The sequence below is a fragment of the Sulfitobacter sp. PR48 genome (genome assembly GCF_028807335.1).
Lineage (GTDB): Bacteria > Pseudomonadota > Alphaproteobacteria > Rhodobacterales > Rhodobacteraceae > Sulfitobacter.
In genome coordinates this window covers 225,226-245,722 of the sequence record NZ_JARAMM010000007.1, presented here as the reverse complement: position 1 = coordinate 245,722, position 20,497 = coordinate 225,226, and the positions used below count along the sequence as shown (strand labels likewise).

Annotated in this window: 20 protein-coding genes; 10 read left to right on the top strand and 10 right to left on the bottom strand. The window is 65.0% G+C overall.

Going from position 1 to position 20,497, the window contains the following annotated elements; genetic code table 11:
- Positions 1-55: 55 nt before the first annotated feature.
- Entirely contained in the window at positions 56-1,699 is a 1,644-nt protein-coding gene (locus PVW51_RS11740) for a divergent polysaccharide deacetylase family protein (protein ID WP_274575215.1), read from the bottom strand.
- Positions 1,700-1,876: 177 nt separating this feature from the next.
- Here PVW51_RS11740 and PVW51_RS11735 point away from each other — a divergent pair, with 177 nt between their 5' ends.
- From PVW51_RS11735 to lexA, 7 genes are all read left to right on the top strand, one after another.
- Positions 1,877-2,458, top strand: a complete 582-nt coding sequence (locus tag PVW51_RS11735) for an anthranilate synthase component II (RefSeq protein WP_274575214.1) — start codon at positions 1,877-1,879, stop codon at positions 2,456-2,458.
- Positions 2,455-3,471, top strand: a complete 1,017-nt coding sequence (gene trpD / locus PVW51_RS11730; protein WP_274575213.1) for an anthranilate phosphoribosyltransferase — start codon at positions 2,455-2,457, stop codon at positions 3,469-3,471. Before PVW51_RS11735 ends, trpD begins: the two co-directional genes overlap by 4 nt.
- A complete protein-coding gene (locus PVW51_RS11725; RefSeq protein WP_274575212.1) occupies positions 3,471-4,136 on the top strand; it encodes a uracil-DNA glycosylase in 666 nt (221 codons plus the stop codon). Before trpD ends, PVW51_RS11725 begins: the two co-directional genes overlap by 1 nt.
- A complete protein-coding gene (trpC, locus tag PVW51_RS11720; RefSeq protein WP_274575211.1) occupies positions 4,133-4,945 on the top strand; it encodes an indole-3-glycerol phosphate synthase TrpC in 813 nt (270 codons plus the stop codon). Before PVW51_RS11725 ends, trpC begins: the two co-directional genes overlap by 4 nt.
- Positions 4,945-5,418: a cyclic pyranopterin monophosphate synthase MoaC gene (gene moaC, locus PVW51_RS11715; protein ID WP_269361710.1), complete on the top strand. Its 474-nt coding sequence runs from the start codon at positions 4,945-4,947 to the stop codon at positions 5,416-5,418. Before trpC ends, moaC begins: the two co-directional genes overlap by 1 nt.
- Entirely contained in the window at positions 5,415-6,587 is a 1,173-nt protein-coding gene (locus PVW51_RS11710) for a molybdopterin molybdotransferase MoeA (protein ID WP_274575210.1), read from the top strand. Before moaC ends, PVW51_RS11710 begins: the two co-directional genes overlap by 4 nt.
- An 81-nt stretch (positions 6,588-6,668) precedes the next feature.
- Positions 6,669-7,364: a transcriptional repressor LexA gene (gene lexA, locus PVW51_RS11705; RefSeq protein ID WP_269361708.1), complete on the top strand. Its 696-nt coding sequence runs from the start codon at positions 6,669-6,671 to the stop codon at positions 7,362-7,364.
- Here lexA and PVW51_RS11700 read toward each other — a convergent pair.
- The gene (locus tag PVW51_RS11700; RefSeq protein WP_274575208.1) at positions 7,328-9,409 is read right to left on the bottom strand and encodes a ComEC/Rec2 family competence protein; all 2,082 of its coding nucleotides are present in this window, start codon (positions 9,407-9,409) and stop codon (positions 7,328-7,330) included. The genes lexA and PVW51_RS11700 overlap by 37 nt on opposite strands.
- A gap of 113 nt (positions 9,410-9,522) precedes the next feature.
- Here PVW51_RS11700 and gltX point away from each other — a divergent pair, with 113 nt between their 5' ends.
- The 3 genes from gltX to PVW51_RS11685 all read left to right on the top strand — a co-directional run bounded on the left by gltX (position 9,523) and on the right by PVW51_RS11685 (position 13,146).
- Positions 9,523-10,923 carry a glutamate--tRNA ligase gene (gltX, locus tag PVW51_RS11695; protein WP_274575207.1) on the top strand — a complete coding sequence of 467 codons (1,401 nt, stop codon included), beginning with the start codon at positions 9,523-9,525 and terminating at the stop codon, positions 10,921-10,923.
- Positions 10,924-11,040: 117 nt separating this feature from the next.
- Entirely contained in the window at positions 11,041-12,336 is a 1,296-nt protein-coding gene (gene gltA / locus PVW51_RS11690; RefSeq protein WP_269361705.1) for a citrate synthase, read from the top strand.
- 498 nt (positions 12,337-12,834) lie between these two features.
- Positions 12,835-13,146, top strand: coding sequence for a hypothetical protein (locus PVW51_RS11685; RefSeq protein ID WP_269361703.1), 312 nt, complete (start codon positions 12,835-12,837; stop codon positions 13,144-13,146).
- Positions 13,147-13,548: 402 nt separating this feature from the next.
- On the opposite strand, the gene PVW51_RS11680 is transcribed toward PVW51_RS11685, so the two are convergent.
- The 8 genes from PVW51_RS11680 to PVW51_RS11645 all read right to left on the bottom strand — a co-directional run bounded on the left by PVW51_RS11680 (position 13,549) and on the right by PVW51_RS11645 (position 20,492).
- Complete coding sequence (locus PVW51_RS11680; RefSeq protein WP_269361702.1) at positions 13,549-14,325, bottom strand: enoyl-CoA hydratase-related protein; 777 nt, start codon at positions 14,323-14,325, stop codon at positions 13,549-13,551.
- A gap of 75 nt (positions 14,326-14,400) precedes the next feature.
- A complete protein-coding gene (locus PVW51_RS11675) occupies positions 14,401-14,853 on the bottom strand; it encodes a cytochrome c-type biogenesis protein (RefSeq protein ID WP_274575206.1) in 453 nt (150 codons plus the stop codon).
- A complete protein-coding gene (locus PVW51_RS11670) occupies positions 14,850-16,817 on the bottom strand; it encodes a heme lyase CcmF/NrfE family subunit (RefSeq protein ID WP_274575205.1) in 1,968 nt (655 codons plus the stop codon). The genes PVW51_RS11675 and PVW51_RS11670 overlap by 4 nt, the downstream gene beginning before the upstream one ends.
- A gap of 85 nt (positions 16,818-16,902) precedes the next feature.
- Positions 16,903-17,475: a holin family protein gene (locus tag PVW51_RS11665; RefSeq protein ID WP_274575204.1), complete on the bottom strand. Its 573-nt coding sequence runs from the start codon at positions 17,473-17,475 to the stop codon at positions 16,903-16,905.
- Positions 17,466-18,077: a holin-associated N-acetylmuramidase gene (locus tag PVW51_RS11660; RefSeq protein ID WP_274575202.1), complete on the bottom strand. Its 612-nt coding sequence runs from the start codon at positions 18,075-18,077 to the stop codon at positions 17,466-17,468. Before PVW51_RS11660 ends, PVW51_RS11665 begins: the two co-directional genes overlap by 10 nt.
- 79 nt (positions 18,078-18,156) lie before the next feature.
- Entirely contained in the window at positions 18,157-18,600 is a 444-nt protein-coding gene (ccmE, locus tag PVW51_RS11655) for a cytochrome c maturation protein CcmE (RefSeq protein ID WP_274575201.1), read from the bottom strand.
- 15 nt (positions 18,601-18,615) lie between these two features.
- Complete coding sequence (gene argC / locus PVW51_RS11650; RefSeq protein ID WP_274575200.1) at positions 18,616-19,644, bottom strand: N-acetyl-gamma-glutamyl-phosphate reductase; 1,029 nt, start codon at positions 19,642-19,644, stop codon at positions 18,616-18,618.
- A 38-nt stretch (positions 19,645-19,682) separates the two neighbouring features.
- Entirely contained in the window at positions 19,683-20,492 is an 810-nt protein-coding gene (locus PVW51_RS11645) for a glutamate racemase (RefSeq protein ID WP_274575199.1), read from the bottom strand.
- Positions 20,493-20,497 lie beyond the last annotated feature (5 nt).

The window sequence follows — 20,497 nt, the reverse complement described above, 5'->3', positions numbered from 1 at the left end:
ACTTTTCAAAAAGTCCGAACCGATTTTTTCAAAAAAATCGTCCCCGGCCCCAGGCCTATTCGCGGGTCAGAACCGCCGAGACCGGGACCAGCGCCACGCTGTTGGCCCGGTCCTGCAAGCCCCAGAGCAACAGCGCCGAGATCGTATCGGGCCGCAGCCGGCCCAGCATGATCACGGCCCCTTCCTGCCCCGCCTTGAACGCCGCCTGATCCAGGAACCGGCGGATCACCGTGGCGCTCTGCCCGTTGCTGTCGAAATCGCGAAAGATCGGATCGGCCGGCACGCCTTCCTTGCGGGCAAGTTTGGGCATCGTGTTCAGCCCCTTGTCCTGGGTGATCAGCCCATGCCCGGTATCGGCCAGGATCGCGGTGATCTGGTCTGACAGGTCGCGGCTGCCCTGAAAGCCGCCATCGGGGGCCTCCAGCACCGCGACGACCTGATCCAGATCCGGCAGCACCACATTGAACGTGGTTTCCGCGTCGCTGGGCTGCGCGCCTTCGGGCAGGGACACCATCGCCACCACTTCAAAGCCTGCCTCGCGGTAAAGCGCCATGCGCTCCGCCGCATCGGGCTTGCTGGCATCCACCGCGAAACTCAGGGGATAGGGAAAGCTGCGCAGCGCGGCCAGGCCCTGCGCCCCGGAGGTCAGGCCGGAGCCGTCGTCGATCAGCACGATCCCCATCAGCGGTTTGCCTTCGGTTGGCGGATAGGGCTGCGCAAAGGCTTCAAGCGGCAGCACCTTGCTGTCCTCCGGCGTGGCATCGCCATCCACGGCCCCGGCAGAGGCCTCGGCACTCTCCGGGGCGGGCGTGGCAGAGCCGGGGCGGTTGACGGTCACGCCGCTCTCGCGGTCGGTCAGCGTCACGGCGGGCGTGCCGATTGCGGGCCGTGTCGCGCGGTCTGCCGATGGCGTTTCTTCCGCTGCTGTCTCGGGCGTATCCGCGGCCGGGGGTGTCTCGGCGTCGGGAAGGGTCTCGGCCACCACTGGCGGCGTTTCCGGCTCGGCCTGCGGCGCGATCTCTGCGGTTTCGGGTTCCGGGGCCTGTGGCATCGGTTCGGCCCCGGTGGTCTGGACCGGTGTTTCGCTCTCCGGCGCGACCGGCGTGGCATCGGCGGCAATGTCGTCGGCGCCGGGCGTCTCCCCCCCCTCCTGCGCCACCTCGGGTGTCGCGGGCTGCTCCGGTGCATCGGGCACGGCAGGTGCGGCCCCGGTGGTCTCGAACGGTCCGCTTTCCGCCTGCGGTTCGGGCGGCTGCGCAGGTTCGGTGCTGATCGACAGGGTGTCAGGGTCCTGCGGGGCCATCGGGGCCAGGGCCTGCGGATTCGGCAGCACCGGGCTTTCGGCCTCGGTTGCAACACCGCTGCTGTCCGCCCCGCCCTCCGGCGCGTTCAGCCCTTCGACGCCGCCCGTCTCTGGCGCGGCCGCAGGGCTTGTCGCCGTTTCGTCCAGCGTGGCCAGCGTATCGGGGTCAGGCGGCACCCCCTGGGGCGCGGCAGGCGCGGTTGCGGGGGCGCGATCGGTAAGGCTGGCCTTGTCGGTGCCCGTGCCATCCGGGCTGGCCGGTGCCTGGGTTCCGCCGGGGGCCGCATCGGAGACCTCGGGCGGCATCGGCGGTTCCAGCAGAACCGAGGCGATGCCGGCCACGCTTACGCTCACCACGCCGCCCAGAACGGCCCCTTTGAAAAAACCCCGTGCCATTGTCGCACTCTCCTGCTCTTTTCAGCGGCATGTGAACGCCGCTTTGCCTGCCCTGTTCTTATGCACGGACCGCTCTTGACGCCAGCGGACAACCCTGAACATGTAGGGCGTAACTATACCCCCGTCAGGGGCCTCAAAACCAGTGCCAATCCGGTCATAAGGACAAAGAATTCAGACGTGTTGCTCCTGATAGATAACTACGACAGCTTTACCTACAACCTCGTCCATTATCTGGGCGAATTGGGGGCGGATGTGGTCGTGCACCGCAATGACAAGATCAGCGTGGAGGCGGCGCTGGCGCTGCAGCCCGCGGGCATCCTGCTGTCCCCCGGCCCCTGTGACCCGGACCGGGCGGGCATCTGCCTGGAACTGACCCGCGCCGCCGCCAAGACGGGCCTGCCCCTGCTGGGCGTCTGCCTGGGGCATCAGACACTGGGCCAGGCCTTTGGCGGCCAGGTGGTGCGCGCGGGCGACATCGTGCATGGCAAGCTGGGGCTGATGCACCATGAGGGCCAGGGCATCTTTGCCGGTCTGCCCAGCCCCTTCCCCGCCACGCGTTATCATTCCCTGGTGGTGGACCGCGACAGCCTGCCCGACTGCCTGCAGGTGACCGCGGCACTTGAGGACGGCACCATCATGGGGCTGCAACACCGCGAGCTGCCGCTGCACGGGGTCCAGTTCCACCCGGAATCGATCCGCTCGGAACATGGGCACAAGATGCTGCAGAACTTCCTCGACGTGATGAAGGTCCCGGCATGAGCGACACCCTCAAACCGCTGATCGACGCTGCCGCCAACGGCCCGCTGACCCGTGCGCAGGCGGCAGAAGCCTTTGAAATCCTCTTTGACGGCGAAGCCACCCCCAGCCAGATCGGCGGCTTCCTGATGGCGCTGCGCACCCGGGGCGAGACGGTGGATGAATATGCCGCCGCCGCCAGCGTGATGCGCGCCAAATGCCATGCGGTGAAAGCCCCCGAGGGCGCGATGGACATCGTCGGCACCGGCGGCGACGGCAAGGGCACGCTGAACATCTCGACCGCCACCGCCTTTGTCGTGGCAGGTGCCGGGGTGATCGTGGCCAAACACGGCAACCGCAACCTCAGCTCCAAATCCGGGGCGGCGGATGCGCTGACCCAGATGGGCCTCAATGTGATGGTGGGCCCCAAGGTGGTGGAGCGTGAACTCGCCGAGGTCGGGATCGGCTTCATGATGGCCCCCATGCACCACCCGGCGATTGCCCATGTGATGCCGACACGCTCAGAGCTGGGCACAAGGACGATCTTCAACATCCTTGGCCCCCTGACCAACCCCGCCGGCGTCAAACGCCAGCTGACCGGTGCCTTCTCGCGCGATCTGATCCGCCCGATGGCCGAAACCCTGCGCGCGCTTGGCAGCGACAAGGCCTGGCTGGTCCATGGCTCTGACGGCACTGACGAGCTGACCATCACCGGCGTGAGCTGGGTCAGCGGGCTGGACAGGGGCACCATCCGTGATTTCGAAATCCACCCCGAAGACGCGGGCCTGCCCGTCCACCCCTTCGAGGCGATTGTCGGCGGTACGCCTGCCGAGAATGCCCAGGCCTTCCATGCCGTGCTGGCGGGGGCCGCATCCGCCTATCGTGATGCCGTGGTGTTGAATGCGGCGGCGGCCCTTGTGGTGGCCGATGCCGCGCCGGACCTGAAAACAGGTGTTGAAATGGCCCGCAGCAGCCTTGATTCCGGCGCTGCCCGCGAAAAGCTGCGCCGCGTGGCCGAAGTATCTCAGGAAAAGTGATGAAATCCCCCCTTGCACGGCTTGGCGACTGGGCTGAGCTCCCCTTTTTTACCACCACCTTTCCGGCGATCGAGACCGCGCTGCGGGCCGAGAAGCGCAATGTCTTCCCCCCCGCCGACCAGATTTTCGCGGCGCTGGAACATGTCGCCCCCGGTGATGTGCGCGTGGTCATCCTGGGCCAGGACCCCTATCCAACCGTGAACCACGCCCACGGCTATGCCTTTTCCGCCGAGGAAGACACCCGACCGCTGCCGCGCTCTCTGGCCAATATCTTCAAGGAGATGCGCAGCGACATCGGCGCCGCACCGGAGAGTGCCGACCTGCGGTTCTGGTCCGATCAGGGGGTGCTGCTGCTCAACACCATCCTGACCGTGCCGGAGGGACAGCCGAAGGGCCATGAGACGCTGGGCTGGCAGGCCCTGTGCGATCAGGTGCTGGCACGGCTGGCCGACAGCCCGCGTGCCTATCTGCTCTGGGGCAGCAGCGCGCAAAAGGCCGCGGCCGGCGTGGACCCGACCACCAATCTCAAGATCGAAAGCCACCACCCGGTCGGCATGTATGGCAACATGGGCTTTTTCGGCTCCCGCCCGTTTTCCCGCACCAATGCGTGGTTGCGCCAGCAAGGCCTGCCCGCCATAAACTGGGCCAACCCGGAGACCACATGACACAGACCATCCTGGACAAGATCAAGGCCTACAAGCTGGAAGAAATCGCCGCGGACAAGGCGGCCAAACCGCTTGAAGCGGTCACCGCAGAGGCGCGCGCGGCAAGCCCGGTGCGCCCCTTTGCCGAAAGCCTGCATCAGGCCTCGCGGGAGGGCTATGGCCTGATCGCCGAAATCAAGAAGGCGAGCCCCTCCAAAGGGTTGATCCGGGATGATTTCAACCCGGCCAACCACGCCGCCGCCTATGCCGCCGGCGGGGCGACCTGCCTGTCGGTGCTGACCGATACGCCCAGTTTCCAGGGCGCCAAGTCATTCCTGACAGAGGCCCGCGCCGCCTGCGACCTGCCGGTGCTGCGCAAGGATTTCCTTTATGACACCTACCAGGTGGCAGAGGCCCGCGCGCTGGGGGCCGATTGCATCCTGATCATCATGGCCTCGGTCTCTGACGCTCAGGCGGCGGAACTGGAAGCGGCCGCGATGGAATTTGACATGGATGCGCTGATCGAGGTGCACAATGATGCGGAACTGGAGCGCGCCACCAAGCTGAAAAGCCGGATGATCGGGATAAACAACCGCAATCTCAATACTTTCGAGACCTCTCTTGATGTGACCCGCCGCCTGTCCAAACATGTGCCGCCGGACCGCATGATCGTCTGCGAATCCGGTCTGCACACACCGCAGGACCTGGCGGATATGGCCATGTTCGGCGCGCGGTCCTTCCTGATCGGTGAAAGCCTGATGCGCCAGCCGGATGTGGAACAGGCAACGCGGGACCTGCTGGCCAATCCGCTGACCGCCGGGGGCATGTGATGGCGCTGACGCATTTTGACGGCAAGGGCGATGCCCATATGGTCGATGTCTCCGACAAGGCAGTGACATCGCGCATCGCCATTGCCGAAAACCACATCAAGATGCGCCCCGAAACCCTTGATATCATTACCGAAGGACGCGCCAAGAAAGGTGATGTTCTGGGCGTGGCACGGCTGGCCGGGATCATGGCGGCCAAACAGACCGCCAGCCTGATCCCGCTGTGCCATCCCCTGCCGATCACCAAGGTCAGCGTGGAGCTGACCCCCGACGCCGCGCTGCCCGGCATCCGCATCGAGGCCACGGTCAAGACCACCGGCCAGACCGGGGTGGAGATGGAGGCGCTGACGGCGGCCTCCGTTGCGGCGCTGACGGTCTATGACATGGCCAAGGCCGTGGACAAGGGCATGGAAATCGGCGGCCTGCGCGTGGTTCTCAAGGATGGTGGCAAATCGGGCCGCTACACCGCCCCATGATCTCCGTCGAAGAGGCGCTTGCCCGGCTGCTGGCCCTTGTCGCGCCGCTTGAGGCCGAAGAGGTGCCGCTGCGCGCCGCCGCCGGCCGGGTACTGGCCCGCGATGTGACTGCCAGCCGCACCCAACCGCCCTTTGCCGCCTCTTCGATGGATGGCTATGCCCTGCGCCGGGACGAGGTGGAGCCGGGCGCGATGTTCAAGGTCATCGGAGAATCCGCCGCCGGCCACCGCTTTGACGACGCGGTCAAACCCGGTCAGGCGGTGCGCATCTTTACCGGCGCGCCGGTGCCGGAAGGTGCTGATTTCATTGTCATTCAGGAAGATGTCACCCGGCGCGGCGATCTGATCACCCTGGGCCATGACATCGGCGAAAAGGACAATATCCGCCCTGCAGGCGGTGACTTTGCCGCCGGTGACAAGATCCCGGCCCCGCTGCTGCTGCGGCCCACGGATATTGCGCTGCTGGCGGCAATGAACATCGCCCGCGTTCCGGTCACCCGCAAACCACGGCTGGCGATCCTTGCCACCGGTGATGAGCTGGTCCAGCCCGGCGAAGAGCCCGGCCCCGACCAGATCGTCGCCTCCAACAGCCACGGGCTGACCGCGATGTTCGAGGAAATGGGCGCCGAGGTGCAGCTGCTGCCCATTGCCCGCGACACTGCCGCTTGGTTGAAACAGGCGTTCACGCTGGCCCGGGGCGCGGATCTGATCGTCACCATCGGCGGTGCCTCTGTCGGTGATCATGATCTGGTCGCGCCGGTGGCGGTCGAACTCGGCATGGAACAGGCCTTTTACAAGGTGGCGATGCGCCCCGGAAAACCGCTGATGGCCGGGCGCATCGGTACATCGGCGATGATCGGCCTGCCGGGCAATCCGGTTTCGGCCATGGTCTGCGGCAGCGTTTTCGTGGCCCCGATGCTGCGCCGGATGCTGGGCCTGGGCGATGCGCCCGCCCCGATGCGCGACGCAGTGCTGGGCGTCGACCTGCCCGCCAACGGCCCGCGCGCCCATTACATGCGCGCACAGATCCGCGACGGCGCGGTCCACCCCGACACGCGGCAGGATTCCTCGCTCTTGTCGGTGCTGGCCCATGCCGATGCCCTGCTGGTCCGCCCGGTCGAAGACCCGGCGCGAAAGGCTGGCGATACTGTCCGTGTCATCCCGCTCTGAGGCACCGCGCCCTTTCAGCGTTGACACAAAACAGGAACATCCCTAGAACAAAAAGAAACAACTGACCAAAAGGGACGGGCCGTGCTTACCAAAAAACAACTCGATCTGTTGGCATTCATCCAGAAACGTGTGCAGCGCGACGGCGTACCGCCCAGCTTTGACGAAATGAAGATCGCGCTTGATCTGCGGTCGAAATCCGGCATTCACCGCCTCATCACGGCGCTGGAGGAACGCGGTTTCATCCGCCGTCTGGCGCACCGCGCCCGCGCGCTTGAGATTGTGAAACTGCCCGAAAGCCTGGGCGGCGCGCCCAGCGGTTTTACCCCCCGCGTGATCGAGGGGGACCGCCCCGACAGCCCGCCGCCGGCCCAGGCCATGGCGGTCCAGGCCACGGCGCTGGACCTGCCGGTGATGGGGCAGATCGCCGCCGGTGTCCCGATCGAGGCGATCAATCACGAAACCCACCGCGTTTCCGTGCCCGGCGGCATGGTTTCGGGCAAGGGCGAACATTACGCGCTTGAAGTCAAAGGCGATTCGATGATCGAGGCCGGGATCAACGACGGCGATGTCGTGGTGATCCGCGAGACCTCCACCGCCGACAACGGCGATATCGTCGTGGCGCTGGTCGATGACCTTGAGGCGACGCTGAAACGCTTCAAACGCAGCGGCACCTCCATCGCGCTGGAGGCCGCTAACCCGGCCTATGAGGCGCGGGTGCTGGCCGCCGACCGGGTCAAGGTTCAGGGCCGTCTGGTCGGGCTGATCCGCACATATTGATCCGGCGCAGCCTCCGGCTTTGCCGGGGGCCAATGGGTCCATAACCTGTCACCGGTCCGTTCGCGGGCCGTTGTCAGGGTCCAGCCCTGCTTGCCCGGTGTCAGCGCCAGCGCGCCCGTGTGTTTCAGCAGCAGCGGGTCAAAGACATCGCAGGGCGCCTGCGCCAGATCGGCCGCAGGGACAGAGACGACGACGATCTGCCCCGGCGCACATCCCTCGAATGCCGCCAGACGCCGCTTGCCGCTCAGGTGGATGACCTTGCCGCCCTCCGGCCAGCGCAGGGCGGCCTCCAGCTGCCCGCCACCGTCGCCATCATTCTCCAGCCAGTTGCGCGCGACAAATCCGGCGGTGCGCTCCCGGCTCAGCGCCCGGCCCTGCGGGGTCATCACCCCGACCAATGCGCCCGTGTCGGAGATCAGAACAGCGGGCCGCTGCGCCCCCTGCCAAAGAACAAGGGCCAGTGCCATCACGGGCAACCCCGCAAGGCGCAAACGGCCCTGCCAGAGGATCAGCAGCAGGAACCCCAGTGCCAGCAGCGGGATCACCCAGCCCCCCGGCCCCACCACATAGCCGCGCGCGCCCTCCAGCCCGGCGATCCAATGGGCCACGCCGAGAATCCAGCGCAAGCCCAGCCCCATCACCCAAAGCCCCAGCGCCTCTGCACCGAAGGGGGCCAGCACCAGCGCCGCCACGGCGGCAGGGATGATCAGCACCCCCATCAGCGGCACCGACACCAGGTTGGCGATCAGCCCGTAATGGGCAATGGTGTTGAAATGCGCCGCCGCAATCGGCGCAGTGGCCAGCCCCGCCACGGCAGAGGAGACAAAGACCGCAAAGGCGGGTTTCAGCCAGGGCGGCAACCAGCCCATATCGACCGCCCTGAGCCAGCCAAAGACCGCAACCAGCGCCGTTGTCGCGGCAAAAGACATCTGGAACCCCGGCCCCGTCAGCGCCTCTGGCCGAAGGATCAGCACCAGCGTTGCCGCAATCGCCACCGCCCGCAGGGACAGCGCCCGCCGCCCGATCATCAGCGCCCCCAGCGCCACACCCACCATGATAAAGGCCCGCTCCGTCGCCACGTTGCCACCCGACAGCGCAAGGTAACCTGCCGCCGCGATCAGCGCACCACCGGCGGCGATCCCCTTTGCCGGCCAGCGCAGGGCCGTGACCGGATGCGCGGCCAGCAGCAGCCTGAGCGCGCCCAGCACCACGGCGCTGAGCAGCCCCATGTGCAGGCCCGAGATTGCCAGCAGATGCGCCAGGTTGCTGGCGCGCAGCGCCTCCAGCGCCTCGCGGCTGATGGCGCTGCGGTCGCCGGTGGTGATGGCGGCGGCAAAGCCACCAATGTCACCGGGCAGAACCTGCCGGATGCGGGCAGAGGCCGCCATGCGGATGCGAAACACCGCCAGCCCCGCATGGCCATCCCGCGCCTCTGCCACCCCCAGCAGCGGCACGCGGGTATAGCCGACGGCGCCCAGCCGCGCGAACCAGGCGTGGCGCTGGAAATCGAATCCGCCCGGCTCCACCGGACCGGCGGGGGGCGACAGATGGGCCGTGGTCATCACCCGCAGCCCCGGTTCGGGCGTGATCCCCGCACCGCCATGCAGCGACAGCCGCACCCGGTCTGGCGTTCGCGCAGGTGACACCCGCGCCAGCCGCACCTGATCCAGCGTCAGGCGCAGCGCATCGGACTGGCTCCGGTCCATCGCGACAATCCGCCCCTCAACCGGCCCGTAATAGCGCCAGCCCAGCACCGGCCCCGCCACGCGATGCGCCCGGCCCGCCGCCAGCAATACCCCGATCAGGCAAAGCGCCGTGCCAAGGGCAAGGGGCGCCACCGGCTCCGGCAGGAAGCGGGCCAGCACCAGCATCAGCAGCGCCGTCGCGGCAAGCCCTGCAAGCACCGGCAGGTCAGGCTCCGTGGCCAGTGAAAAATAGCTGCCGACGCCCGCCGCCAGGCAGACCGGCACCCAGCAGATCAGGCCGCCGCGCTGTGCCAGCAGCACCTTGCCTGCAGAATTGGAAATGCGCCCGCATAGGCCCATGCTTGCCCCCGCGCACAGCACTGGATAGACAGGCAGCACCCTAGAGGCCCCGTGATGAACAAGAGATTAACACGAGGCTGAGCACGTCAGAATTTGTTAGGAAAACATCCCCCATGTCCGCCGAAGTCGTCACCCGTTTCGCCCCGTCTCCCACCGGTTTCCTGCACATCGGCGGCGCGCGGACCGCGCTGTTCAACTGGCTTTATGCGCGCGGCAAGGGCGGCAGATTCCTGCTGCGGATCGAAGATACCGACCGCGCCCGTTCGACCCCGGAGGCGACGGATGCGATTCTGCAGGGTCTGGCCTGGCTGGGTCTGGACCATGATGGCGAAATCGTCAGCCAGTTCGAAAATGCGCCGCGCCATGCGGAAGTGGCCAATGCCCTGCTGGAGGCCGGCAAGGCCTACAAGTGCTTTGCCACGCAGGAAGAAATCAACGCCTTCCGCGAGGCCGCCAAGGCCGAGGGCCGCAGCACGCTTTACCAGTCACCATGGCGCGATGCGGACCCCGCCAGCCACCCCGATGCCCCTTACGTCATCCGCATCAAGGCCCCGCAGGAGGGCCAGACGGTGATCCGTGACCAGGTGCAGGGCGATGTGACCATTTCCAACGCGCAGCTTGATGACATGGTGCTGTTACGTTCCGATGGCACACCGGTCTACATGCTGGCGGTTGTCGTGGATGATCATGACATGGGCGTGACCCATGTGATCCGGGGGGATGACCACCTGAACAATGCCGCGCGCCAGATGATGATCTATCAGGCGATGGGCTGGGATGTGCCGGTCTGGGCGCATATCCCGCTGATCCACGGGGCGGACGGCAAGAAACTGTCGAAACGCCACGGTGCTTTGGGCGCACAGGAATATCAGGCGATGGGCTATCCCGCCGCTGGCATGCGCAATTATCTGGCCCGGCTGGGCTGGAGCCATGGCGACGATGAATTCTTTACCGATGCCCAGGCGCGCGACTGGTTCGACCTGGACGGTATCCGCAAGAGCCCCGCGCAGTTCGACCTGAAAAAGCTGGAAAACATCTGCGGTCAGCATATCGCGGTCTCGGATGATGCCGCGCTGCGGCAAGAATGTCAGGGCTACCTGGCGGCAGCCGGTCTGCCCCCGCTTGATCCCGATCAGGCGCAGGGTTTGGAGCGGGCCATGTATTGCCTCAAGGAACGGGCAAAGACATTGCCTGAACTCATTGAAAAGGCACATTTTGTTCTGACGCATCGCCCTGTGGAGCCGGACGAGAAGGCGCAAAAGGCGCTGGATGCGGAGGCCCGTGGCTTACTGGCGGAATTGACGCCGCACCTGCAAGATGCTAGCTGGACCAAGGAAACGCTGGAAGAGGTAATGAACAGCTTTGCGGCTGCGCATGATACCAAATTCGGCAAACTCGCAGGGCCCCTTCGGGCTGCCCTTGCTGGGCGCGCGGTCACCCCATCCGTTTTTGACATGATGCTCGTGTTGGGACGTGATGAGACCCTCGCCCGACTGACGGATGCGGCGGCGTGAACAGGGTTAACCCCCTGGAAACGCCACGCGCGATAACACATCGGCAGGTCCTGTCTCAGGGCCTCGTCGTGACGGCGGGCAATACGCCCTGCCGCCAGCTCAAGGGGAAGGGACCGCATGACTGAGAGCACGAAATCCGCAACGCTGACCATCGACGGCAAAAACTATGATCTGCCGATCTTTTCGCCAACCGCAGGCCCCGACGTGGTCGACATCCGCAAGCTCTATGCGCAGGCCAATGTCTTTACCTATGACCCCGGCTTCACCTCCACCGCCGCTTGCGACAGCACCATCACCTATATCGACGGCGATGCCGGGATCCTGCTGCACCGGGGCTATCCCATCGACCAGCTGGCCGCCAAATCGCATTACCTCGAAGTCTGCTACCTGCTGCTTTACGGTGAGCTTCCCTCCCCCGCAGAGCTTGAGGATTTCGAAAGCCGCGTGACCAACCACACCATGCTGCACGAGCAGATGATGAACTTCTTCCGCGGGTTCCGGCGCGATGCGCATCCGATGGCGGTCATGGTGGGCGTGGTGGGCGCAATGTCCGCCTTTTATCACGACAGCACCGACATCAACGATCCCTGGCAGCGCGAGGTCGCGTCGATCCGCCTGATCGCCAAGATGCCGACGATCGCCGCGATGGCCTATAAATACACCATCGGCCAGCCGTTCGAATATCCGCGCAACGATCTGGACTATGCGTCCAACTTCCTGCGCATGTGCTTTGCCGTCCCGGCAGAGGAATATGTCGTCGATCCGATCCTGAGCCGGGCGATGGACCGCATCTTTACCCTGCATGCGGATCACGAGCAGAACGCCTCCACCTCCACGGTGCGACTGGCGTCCTCCTCGGGGGCCAACCCCTTTGCCTGTATCGCGGCGGGCATTGCCTGTCTCTGGGGCCCTGCCCACGGCGGCGCCAACCAGGCCTGCCTGGAAATGCTCAAGGAAATCGGCACGCCCGACCGCATCCCCGAATTCATTGCCCGCGCCAAGGACAAGAACGATCCGTTCCGCCTGATGGGCTTTGGCCACCGCGTCTACAAGAACTTCGACCCGCGTGCGACGGTGATGAAGGAAAGCGCGGACGAGGTTCTGGAACTGCTGGGTGTGGAGAACAACCCGATCCTGCAGGTTGCCAAGGAACTTGAGAAACAGGCGCTCAACGATCCGTATTTCGCGGAAAAGAAACTGTTCCCGAACGTGGATTTCTATTCGGGCATCATCCTTGAGGCCATGGGCTTCCCCACCTCGATGTTCACCCCGATCTTCGCGCTGTCGCGGACCGTCGGCTGGATTTCGCAGTGGAAGGAAATGATCGCCGATCCGCAGAACAAGATCGGCCGGCCGCGCCAATTGTACCTTGGCCAGACCGCCCGCGATTACACGGACATCGAAAACCGGTGATCCGACCCCGGCAAACGCCCCGTTCAACGGGGCGTTTCGCTTTGTTGCCCAAACGTAAACAACCTTCCCATCAGAACGGGAAGTTTTCGGGGTGCTGATCTTCGCCGGCAGATCGGCTGCCGGTTCGTCGGAAGGCCAAGAATCACAACTTTCCCTTCCGCGCCCAAGAACCAAAGGCCGCTGAGCCTGCCGACTGTTTCAGCCGTCATTGCCCAATGCGAAACACCGGCCCCTGAAACATGGCTAAATTGTGGCATTGTTTCGCCCTTCCAGACAATCTGCGAGGTTGCTTGACCGCCCTTCAAAAGCACCGTTAACCTGTTGAGAAATGTAGCGAGGAGGCACCATGTCGCTTTGGTTTTCATGCGGGTCGATTGTGCTGGTCGTTGCCACACTGATCCGGACCACACGAACAGATCAGGCTTTGTTGCGGCCTGTTCTGGTCCCGATCCGTTACAAAACAGATGCGCCCGGTCCCTTGCGGAAATGGAGGCTCACATGACAGATTGCCGCTCGGACCGCCCGATGGAGGGCAGATTGCGCTGGGACCGCGCGGCAGGCTTGTTGCCCACCGCGGCGCGGTCAGGCCCGGGGCCGCAGGGCGCGCTGGTGCCCGCAGGCCTGCGTGACAACGATCAGATCGCCGTGATCTATGACAAGGGGCAGACCCCGCCGGAAATCACCATCCGGCAGGTGTCGGGTACGGTCCATACGGTTCTGGCGGATGGTGTTGCGGTCGCCGTTGTGGCCAGCGCCAATGGCCCCGCCCCCAGCAAGGACGATGTGCTGCTGGTCGAACGCTCGGTATGACCGGCATCGCGCAGCCGACGCGTTTCGCGTCCCGGTGCGGGTGTTCGTGGTCTGCGCGGTGTGGGATCGGAAGCTGTTCAATGTGACATGAGACACAAGCCGGGCCGTCGCCTGCCCGGGGTGGGCGATACTGCCCTTGGCTCAAGCCACTTTATTTCTCAACCATGATGAATCCCATCAGTGGAACACCCAGCCTCACCAAATCGCCTACCCGAGGGGCGGGCAGGCGATGGCCCGGCGCCTTCGGCTTGTTCCGGGCCTTGGCATGACTGATCGACGACAGCGCTGCCCGGCTCTGATGAAACTCAATGCCCAATACCGTCAGTTTGTACGATCACCTGAAGTGTCATGCGAAAGACCGCAAAAGCCCCGGAGCCCAAACCGGGCCACAGGGTCCGACATTCAGCGCCCCTCGAAGGTCGCCTTGCGTTTCTCGGTAAAGGCCAGCACCCCTTCCTTGAAATCACGCGTTGCGCCGCATTGGCCTTGCGTCTCGGCCTCCTGCGCCAGCTGATCTTCATAGGAATTGTCCCAGGTCCCCCGGATCACCTGTTTGACCCCGGCATAGGCCGCTGTCGGCCCCTGCGCCAGTTGCGCCGCGCGGGCCTGCCAATGGGCCGCAAAATCCGCATCTGCAACAGCTTCCCAGATCATGCCCCAGTCGTCGGCCTGCCGCGCGCTGATCTTGTCCGCAAAAAGTGCGGCCCCCATGGCCTTGGCCGTGCCCATGTTGCGCGGCATCACATAGGTGCCGCCCGCGTCGGGGATCAGGCCGATCCGGGTAAAGGCCTGCATGAAGTAGGCGCTTTCGGTGGCAAAAACCACGTCACAGGCCAGCGCCAGGTTCGCCCCTGCCCCCGCCGCCGGTCCGTTCACCGCAGCAATGGTCGGCACCGGGCAGTTCACGATGGCACGCAGCATCGGCGCATATTCATCGCGCAGCGTGCGTTCCAGATCGACAGAGGCCGCGGTGGCCCGATCCCCCAGATCCTGGCCGGAGCAGAACGCCCTGCCCGCCCCGGTGATCACCACCACCCGCGCTTCCTTGCCGCCCTGGGTTGCGGCATGTGCAATCTCGGCGCGCATCTGCGTGGTCAATGCGTTCATCTTGTCCGCACGGTTCAGCGTGATCGTGGCAATGCCCTCTGCCACATCATAGGTGATCGTCTGATATTCCATGTTTCCGGTATCCTTCGCTTGAGGCCTTTGCCCCTTGATACCAAAGCGGGTCACACGGACCAGCAAAACCGCACGTCAATCCTTGAGAATCTCGCGCAGCCGGGCCTCTTCCTCCGGGCTCAGAGGGGTCTCTCCGGCCTGGGTGGCACGCGACCGGCCGCGCAGATAGACAAAGCCGACACCCCCCGCGATGAGCAGCATCAGCGGCCCCGCTCCCCAGAGCAGCCAGTTCGCCCCCGTCACCTCGGGCCGCAGCAGCACATATTCGCCGTAGCGTTGCACGATGAAATCCACCGCCTCGGCGTCCGTGTCCCCGGCAACCAACCGCTCGCGCAGCAGGATGCGCAGGTCACGCGCGAGACTTGCGTTGCTCTCATCAATGCTTTCGTTGCGGCAGACAAGACAACGCAGCCCCCTGGACAGCTCCCGCGCCCGTGCCTCCAGCGCGGGATCCTCCAGCATCTCATCGGGCTGCACGGCAGCCAGCGGCGAGGCCAGCAGCATCAGGATCAGGACAAGGCGTTTCATGCCGCAGGCACCGGCGTGGCGCGGGTCTTGCGCGCGCCTGCCGCCACGCGGAAGCGCCGGTCGCTCAGGCTCAACAGCCCTCCCAGCGCCATCAGCCCGCAGCCGATCCAGATCCAGTTGGTCAGCGGCTTGACATAGACCCGCACGGTCCAGCCGCCATTGTCCTGCTGATCCCCGATCACCACATAGACATCCCGCGCGAGGTTGTAGTCGATGGCAGCCTCGGTCGTGGGCATGCGGGCGACCGGGTAGAACCGTTTCTCGGGCATGAGCTGCGAGATCACGCTGCCGTCCTTCGACAGGGTCACATCGGCCTGCGTCGCCTGATAGTTCGGCCCGCGTATCTCGTTCACTTCGTTCAGCGTCAGGGTGTAGCCGCCCACAACCCAGGGCTGCCCGATCTGGGCCACGCGGATGTCATCCTGTGTCCAGGCGGTCAGCCCGGCGATGCCTGCCATGGTCACGCCAAGCCCCGCGTGGGCCACGGCCTTGCCCCAGTCCGCGCGCGGCAGCCGGCGCAGCCGCGCCCAGCGTCCCGCCCCGCGCCCCGTGCGCTGCGCCAGTTCGACAACCACACCGGCCACCAGCCAGGCCCCGAGGAACAGGCCCATCGGCCCCAGCAGGCTGCGCCCTGACTGCATCGTCCAGGCCAGCCCGCCCACCGCCAGCGCCAGCACAAAGGCATAGCGCAAGGGCCGGACAGCACGGGCAATGCGCGCCCGTTTCCAGGGCAGCACCGACCCCACCGGCAGGATCAGCCCCAGAAGCACCATGAAGGGGGTGAAAGCCGCGTTGAAAAAGGGCGGACCGACGCTCAGCTTGCGGTCAAAGAACATCTCGGCCAGCAGCGGCCACATGGTGCCGACAAAGACCACGAAACAGGCCACCGCCAGCAGCAGGTTGTTCACCACCAGAGCGGATTCGCGGCTGACCAGTCCAAAGACGCCCTTGGCCTCCATCGCGCCCGCGCGCAGGGTGAAGAGGATCAGCGCGCCGCCCATGAAAAAGGCCATGATCGCCAGGATGAACACGCCGCGTTCGGGATCGTTGGCAAAGGCATGCACAGAGGTCAGAAGCCCCGAGCGCACGATGAAGGTGCCGATCAGCGAGAATCCGAAGGCGAGGATCGCCAGCAGGATCGTCCAGCTTTTCAGGCTTTCGCGTTTTTCCACCACGATGGCCGAATGCAGCAGCGCCGCCGCCAGCAGCCAGGGCATGAAACTGGCGTTTTCCACCGGGTCCCAGAACCAGAAACCGCCCCAGCCCAGCTCGTAATAGGCCCACCAGGACCCCAGCGCGATGCCGATGGTCAGGAAGATCCAGGCCGCCAGTGTCCAGGGCCGCACCCAGCGGCCCCATGCGGCATCCACCCGCCCCTCGATCAGCGCCGCCACGGCAAAGCTGAACGCCATGCTGAGGCCCACATAGCCAAGGTAGAGGAACGGCGGATGAAAGGCCAAACCCGGGTCCTGCAGCAACGGGTTCAGGTCACGCCCGTCAAAGGGCGGTGTTTCCAGCCGCAGGAAAGGGTTGGAGGTGAAGATGATGAAGGCGAAGAACGCCACCGCGATGGCCGATTGCACCGACAGCACCCGCGCCCGCAGGCTGGGCGGCAGGTTGCCGCCGAACCAGGCCGCCATGGCACCGAACAGCGTCAGGATCAGCACCCAGAGCAGCATGGAGCCCTCGTGATTGCCCCAGGTGCCGCTGATCTTGTACAGCATCGGTTTCGCCGAATGGCTGTTCTCGACCACCAGCTTCAGCGAGAAATCGGAGTTGATGAAGGCCCACATCAGCGCGCCGAAACTCAGTGCCGTCAGGGCAAACTGCGCGCCTGCCGCCGGTTCCGCCACCGCCATCCAGCCGGGCCAGCGTTTCTGCGCCCCGATCAGGGGCACGATCATCTGAACGATCGCCACCGCAAAGGCGAGGATCAGCGCGAAATGTCCGAGTTCTGTGATCATGCCCCGATTATAGGCGGGGGCCGGGGCGCCTGCCACGGGATTCTGTCACAATCGGCGCATCAAAGCGTCGCAGCCTGCTCAGATGTCAGGCCGCGCGTTTCCAGGCCTCCAGCGCCGGGTTGCTGTCGGGTGTGATCACCGCCAGTGACAGGCCCGCGTCATTGCCGGTTTCTGCCGCCCGCGGGCTGTCGCTGCGCAGGGCCTTGATGGCGCTGATGTTCTCCAGCACCTGGGGCAGCCGGGTGACCGTGCCTGCAATCTCGCGCTGGAACTGCTGGGCTTTGACCTGATGGCGTGCCCCGAAATAGAAGGACACGATCACCCCCAGCAACCACCACAGCGGCTCCGGCACCAGGGCGATGCCCTGCATCCGTTCGGAAAACCACAGCGGATCAACCATGGCAGAGACGAACAGCCCCATCGTCCCCAGCGCCAGCGCCGGACGTGGCAGACGGTTCAGCCCATCCATGAAACGGTCAAAGCCGCCCTGCCGCGCCACCGCGAATTCCGCGCCATATTGCGACATCGCCTGCCCCTGCGCCGCGGCGGCCCGCACCGCCCCCGCCTCTGCGTTCTCGCGAAAGACTTCCACGGTTTCGCGCACAACGTTACGCTCGCCCCCGAACATCAAGCCAAAGATGCGTCCGATTACCCCCATGCCGAGATCCTTTGCCGAAATGCCGCCGTGCTGAGATGATACTGCGGCGAGATGAACTCCTCGGCCCGGAGGATCCAGCCGCCCTTGCCGCCCGCCCGGTTGCGCGCGTATTTGCGGCTGGCCGGGCGGCGGTCTGCCAGTCTGAAATAATAGTTCCGGCGCGCGATCCCATAGGCATCGACAAAGGCATCAGCGCCCCGCCGCATGGCCCCGCGCACCGCGCCGATGCTTTGCGGTCCCAGCGCGCCATCAACCACCACGTCATATCCCATGTCGCGCAACAGCCGTTGCAGGATCTTCACCGCATTGGCCCCCGCGTTGACATACATGTCAAAGACACTGGGTTGCAGAGTGCCGGGCAACTCCCCGATCAGCGGCCTTTCGAAATAATGCCGGATAAAGATATCGACGGCCTGCGCGCGGGTCAGGCTGCGCACATCGCTGACGTCGACCTGCCCGTCCCCGGTCAGGTCCAGCCCCAGCCGCCGCATCGTGTGGATTGTCACGCCAAAGTTCGTGGCCCCGCCCGGATCGTCCGGATCATTCACGAATCCGCCTTCCCGCGCCACGATGGCCTCGGCGATCTGCCTGACCGTCTGCATTGCTGCTGCTCCTTGCCCGTTGATCGGGGCAAAGACTGCTCAGAGAATGGTTAACAGATCTGGCGGCAGCGCGCGTTGCTCAGCCTTCGGGCTCCTTGTAGACGCCCTGCGCCTTGAGCGCGTCCACGACCTCTTTCGGCATGTAGGTTTCATCGTGTTTTGCAAGGATTTCAGTGGCTTCGAAAACACCGTTGATGTAACGGCCGGTGCCAACCATACCTTGATTTTCCGCAAAGAGATCCGGCAGGACACCGCTGAAGGTCACCGGCACCCTGGCCCCGCCATCGGTCACGTTGAAGCGCACGACCTCACCATCACCGCGGATCAGACTGCCCTCTTCCACCAGCCCGCCGATGCGGAACACCTCCGTCGGCGCGGGCGGTTCCGCCATCACCTGAGAGGGCGCCCGGAAAAAGTTGATGCCGTCGCGCATCGCATAGCCGATCAGCGCAGTGGCGGCGACCAGCGCCACCACCGCCACGGCGATCACTTGAATACGGCGTTGCTTTTTCAGGTTTTTCATCGGCTTAGCATGGCCTCACGGGAACAGGGGCGCCATCATCAGCCCCTCGGTCTCTGCAATACCTAACATCAGGTTGGCGTTCTGCAATGCCTGCCCGCTGGAACCCTTTGTCAGGTTGTCCAGCGCCGCGATGACAATGGTGCGCCCTTCGATCCGGTCCGCCACCACGCCGATATGGCAGAAGTTCGACCCGCGAATATGCCTTGTGCTGGGGGCCTCGCCCAGCGGCAGAACCTCGATGAACGGTTCGGCCTCATAGGCATTTTTCAACGCGTTATGAATGGCTTGCGCCTCTCCTTTCACGTAGCATGTCGCCAGGATACCCCGGTTTGCCGGGACCAGATGCGGCGTGAACTGCACCTTCACGGGCCGCCCCGCAAGCGCCGAAAACTCCTGATCGAACTCGCCCAGGTGCCGGTGTGTCCCGCCCACCGAATAAGCGTGGTAGCCTTCGGACAATTCCGCGTGAAGCAGGTTTTCCTTCAGCGACCGGCCCGCGCCCGACACCGCGCATTTCAGATCCAGGATGATCTCATCCAGGTCGATCACCCCGGCCTCGATCAGCGGGCGCAGGGCAAACTGCCCCGTGGCCGCGTTGCAGCCCGTGCCCGCCACCAGCCGCGCGGCGGCGATCTCCTTGCGGTAGAATTCGGTCAGCCCATAGACCGCCTCCTCCTGCTGCGCCAGCGCGGCATGGTCGTTGCCATACCATTTCTTGTAGGCCGCCGGATCGCGCAGCCGGAAATCCGCGGAAAGGTCAACGATCTTGAGGTCTTTCGGCAGCGCCGCGATCACCTCTTGCGAGGTCTTGTGCGGCAGGGCGCAGAAACACAGGTCGATGTCGGAAAAGTCGATTTCCTCGATGGTCACCAGGGCGGGCAGATCAAGGTGGCGCAGGTGCGGAAACACTTCTGCCATGCTTTGCCCGGCCTTCGAGTTTGCACCCAAGGCCTTGATTGTCATGGAGGAATGTCCGGCGATCAGCCGGATAAGTTCAGCACCGGTATAGCCGGATGCGCCAAGAATGGCGATGTTATGGGTCATGTCGTGGTCCCTCTTGCAGGGGATGGAATATCGGGGGTTCAGGCGGCGGTAAATGTGATCGGTCGTCGCAGGAACTGGGTCGCGCGGGCGCTCACCTGCTTGGGGTCACCCGTTGTCAGAAAGGCCCGTTCGCCCGTGCCCAGCATGTCGGGATGCCGGGTCAGGTAATCGGCCAGGCTTTCAGCCACCAGATTGGCCTGGCTGAACACCTGCACATCGGCGCCCAGGGCATCCTGAAAGGCATCCTGCATCAGCGGATAATGGGTACAGCCCAGAATCGCGGCCTGCGGATGCGGCATCTTGCGTTTCAATGCATCCACATGGCTGCGCACCAAGGCTTCTGCCAGGATGAAATCACCCTCTTCGATGGCATCGACCACGCCGCCGCAGGCCTGCGCCTCCACGTCCACGCCGATGGCGCGGAACGACAATTCGCGCTGAAAGGCGCGGCTGGCGACGGTTGCGGGTGTGGCAAAAAGCGCGACATGGTTCAGCGCCACCTCGCGCGGCGGGGAATTGTCGCCCCATTGCCGTTCGGTCAGCGCCTCGATCATCGGGACAAAGACCCCAAGCACCCGCTTGTCCGTGGGCACCCATGATTCCTGCATCCGCCGCAGCGCTGCGGCAGAGGCCGTGTTGCAGGCCAGAACCACCAGATCGCAGCCCGCATCGAACAGGCGCTGCACCGCTGCCGTGGTCAGATTGTAGATGTCATCAGACGTCCGCACGCCATAGGGCGCATGGGCGCTGTCGGCGATATAGGTGAAATCCACCTCAGGCAAACGCGCCTGCACCGCCTGCCAGACGGTCAGACCGCCCAACCCACTGTCAAAAATGCCAACCGCCATGTCGT

What these genes read in the sequence shown, in the direction of transcription:
- argC (WP_274575200.1), bottom strand. Translation starts at nt 19,644, where the DNA reads ATGACCCATAACATCGCCATTCTTGGCGCATCCGGCTATACCGGTGCT.
- PVW51_RS11680 (WP_269361702.1), bottom strand. Translation starts at nt 14,325, where the DNA reads ATGGAATATCAGACGATCACCTATGATGTGGCAGAGGGCATTGCCACG.
- PVW51_RS11675 (WP_274575206.1), bottom strand. Translation starts at nt 14,853, where the DNA reads ATGAAACGCCTTGTCCTGATCCTGATGCTGCTGGCCTCGCCGCTGGCT.
- ccmE (WP_274575201.1), bottom strand. Translation starts at nt 18,600, where the DNA reads ATGAAAAACCTGAAAAAGCAACGCCGTATTCAAGTGATCGCCGTGGCG.
- trpD (WP_274575213.1), top strand. Translation starts at nt 2,455, where the DNA reads ATGAGCGACACCCTCAAACCGCTGATCGACGCTGCCGCCAACGGCCCG.
- PVW51_RS11740 (WP_274575215.1), bottom strand. Translation starts at nt 1,699, where the DNA reads ATGGCACGGGGTTTTTTCAAAGGGGCCGTTCTGGGCGGCGTGGTGAGC.
- PVW51_RS11665 (WP_274575204.1), bottom strand. Translation starts at nt 17,475, where the DNA reads ATGGGGGTAATCGGACGCATCTTTGGCTTGATGTTCGGGGGCGAGCGT.
- PVW51_RS11710 (WP_274575210.1), top strand. Translation starts at nt 5,415, where the DNA reads ATGATCTCCGTCGAAGAGGCGCTTGCCCGGCTGCTGGCCCTTGTCGCG.
- PVW51_RS11660 (WP_274575202.1), bottom strand. Translation starts at nt 18,077, where the DNA reads ATGCAGACGGTCAGGCAGATCGCCGAGGCCATCGTGGCGCGGGAAGGC.
- trpC (WP_274575211.1), top strand. Translation starts at nt 4,133, where the DNA reads ATGACACAGACCATCCTGGACAAGATCAAGGCCTACAAGCTGGAAGAA.
- PVW51_RS11645 (WP_274575199.1), bottom strand. Translation starts at nt 20,492, where the DNA reads ATGGCGGTTGGCATTTTTGACAGTGGGTTGGGCGGTCTGACCGTCTGG.
- PVW51_RS11685 (WP_269361703.1), top strand. Translation starts at nt 12,835, where the DNA reads ATGACAGATTGCCGCTCGGACCGCCCGATGGAGGGCAGATTGCGCTGG.
- gltX (WP_274575207.1), top strand. Translation starts at nt 9,523, where the DNA reads ATGTCCGCCGAAGTCGTCACCCGTTTCGCCCCGTCTCCCACCGGTTTC.
- PVW51_RS11670 (WP_274575205.1), bottom strand. Translation starts at nt 16,817, where the DNA reads ATGATCACAGAACTCGGACATTTCGCGCTGATCCTCGCCTTTGCGGTG.
- gltA (WP_269361705.1), top strand. Translation starts at nt 11,041, where the DNA reads ATGACTGAGAGCACGAAATCCGCAACGCTGACCATCGACGGCAAAAAC.
- PVW51_RS11725 (WP_274575212.1), top strand. Translation starts at nt 3,471, where the DNA reads ATGAAATCCCCCCTTGCACGGCTTGGCGACTGGGCTGAGCTCCCCTTT.
- moaC (WP_269361710.1), top strand. Translation starts at nt 4,945, where the DNA reads ATGGCGCTGACGCATTTTGACGGCAAGGGCGATGCCCATATGGTCGAT.
- PVW51_RS11700 (WP_274575208.1), bottom strand. Translation starts at nt 9,409, where the DNA reads ATGGGCCTATGCGGGCGCATTTCCAATTCTGCAGGCAAGGTGCTGCTG.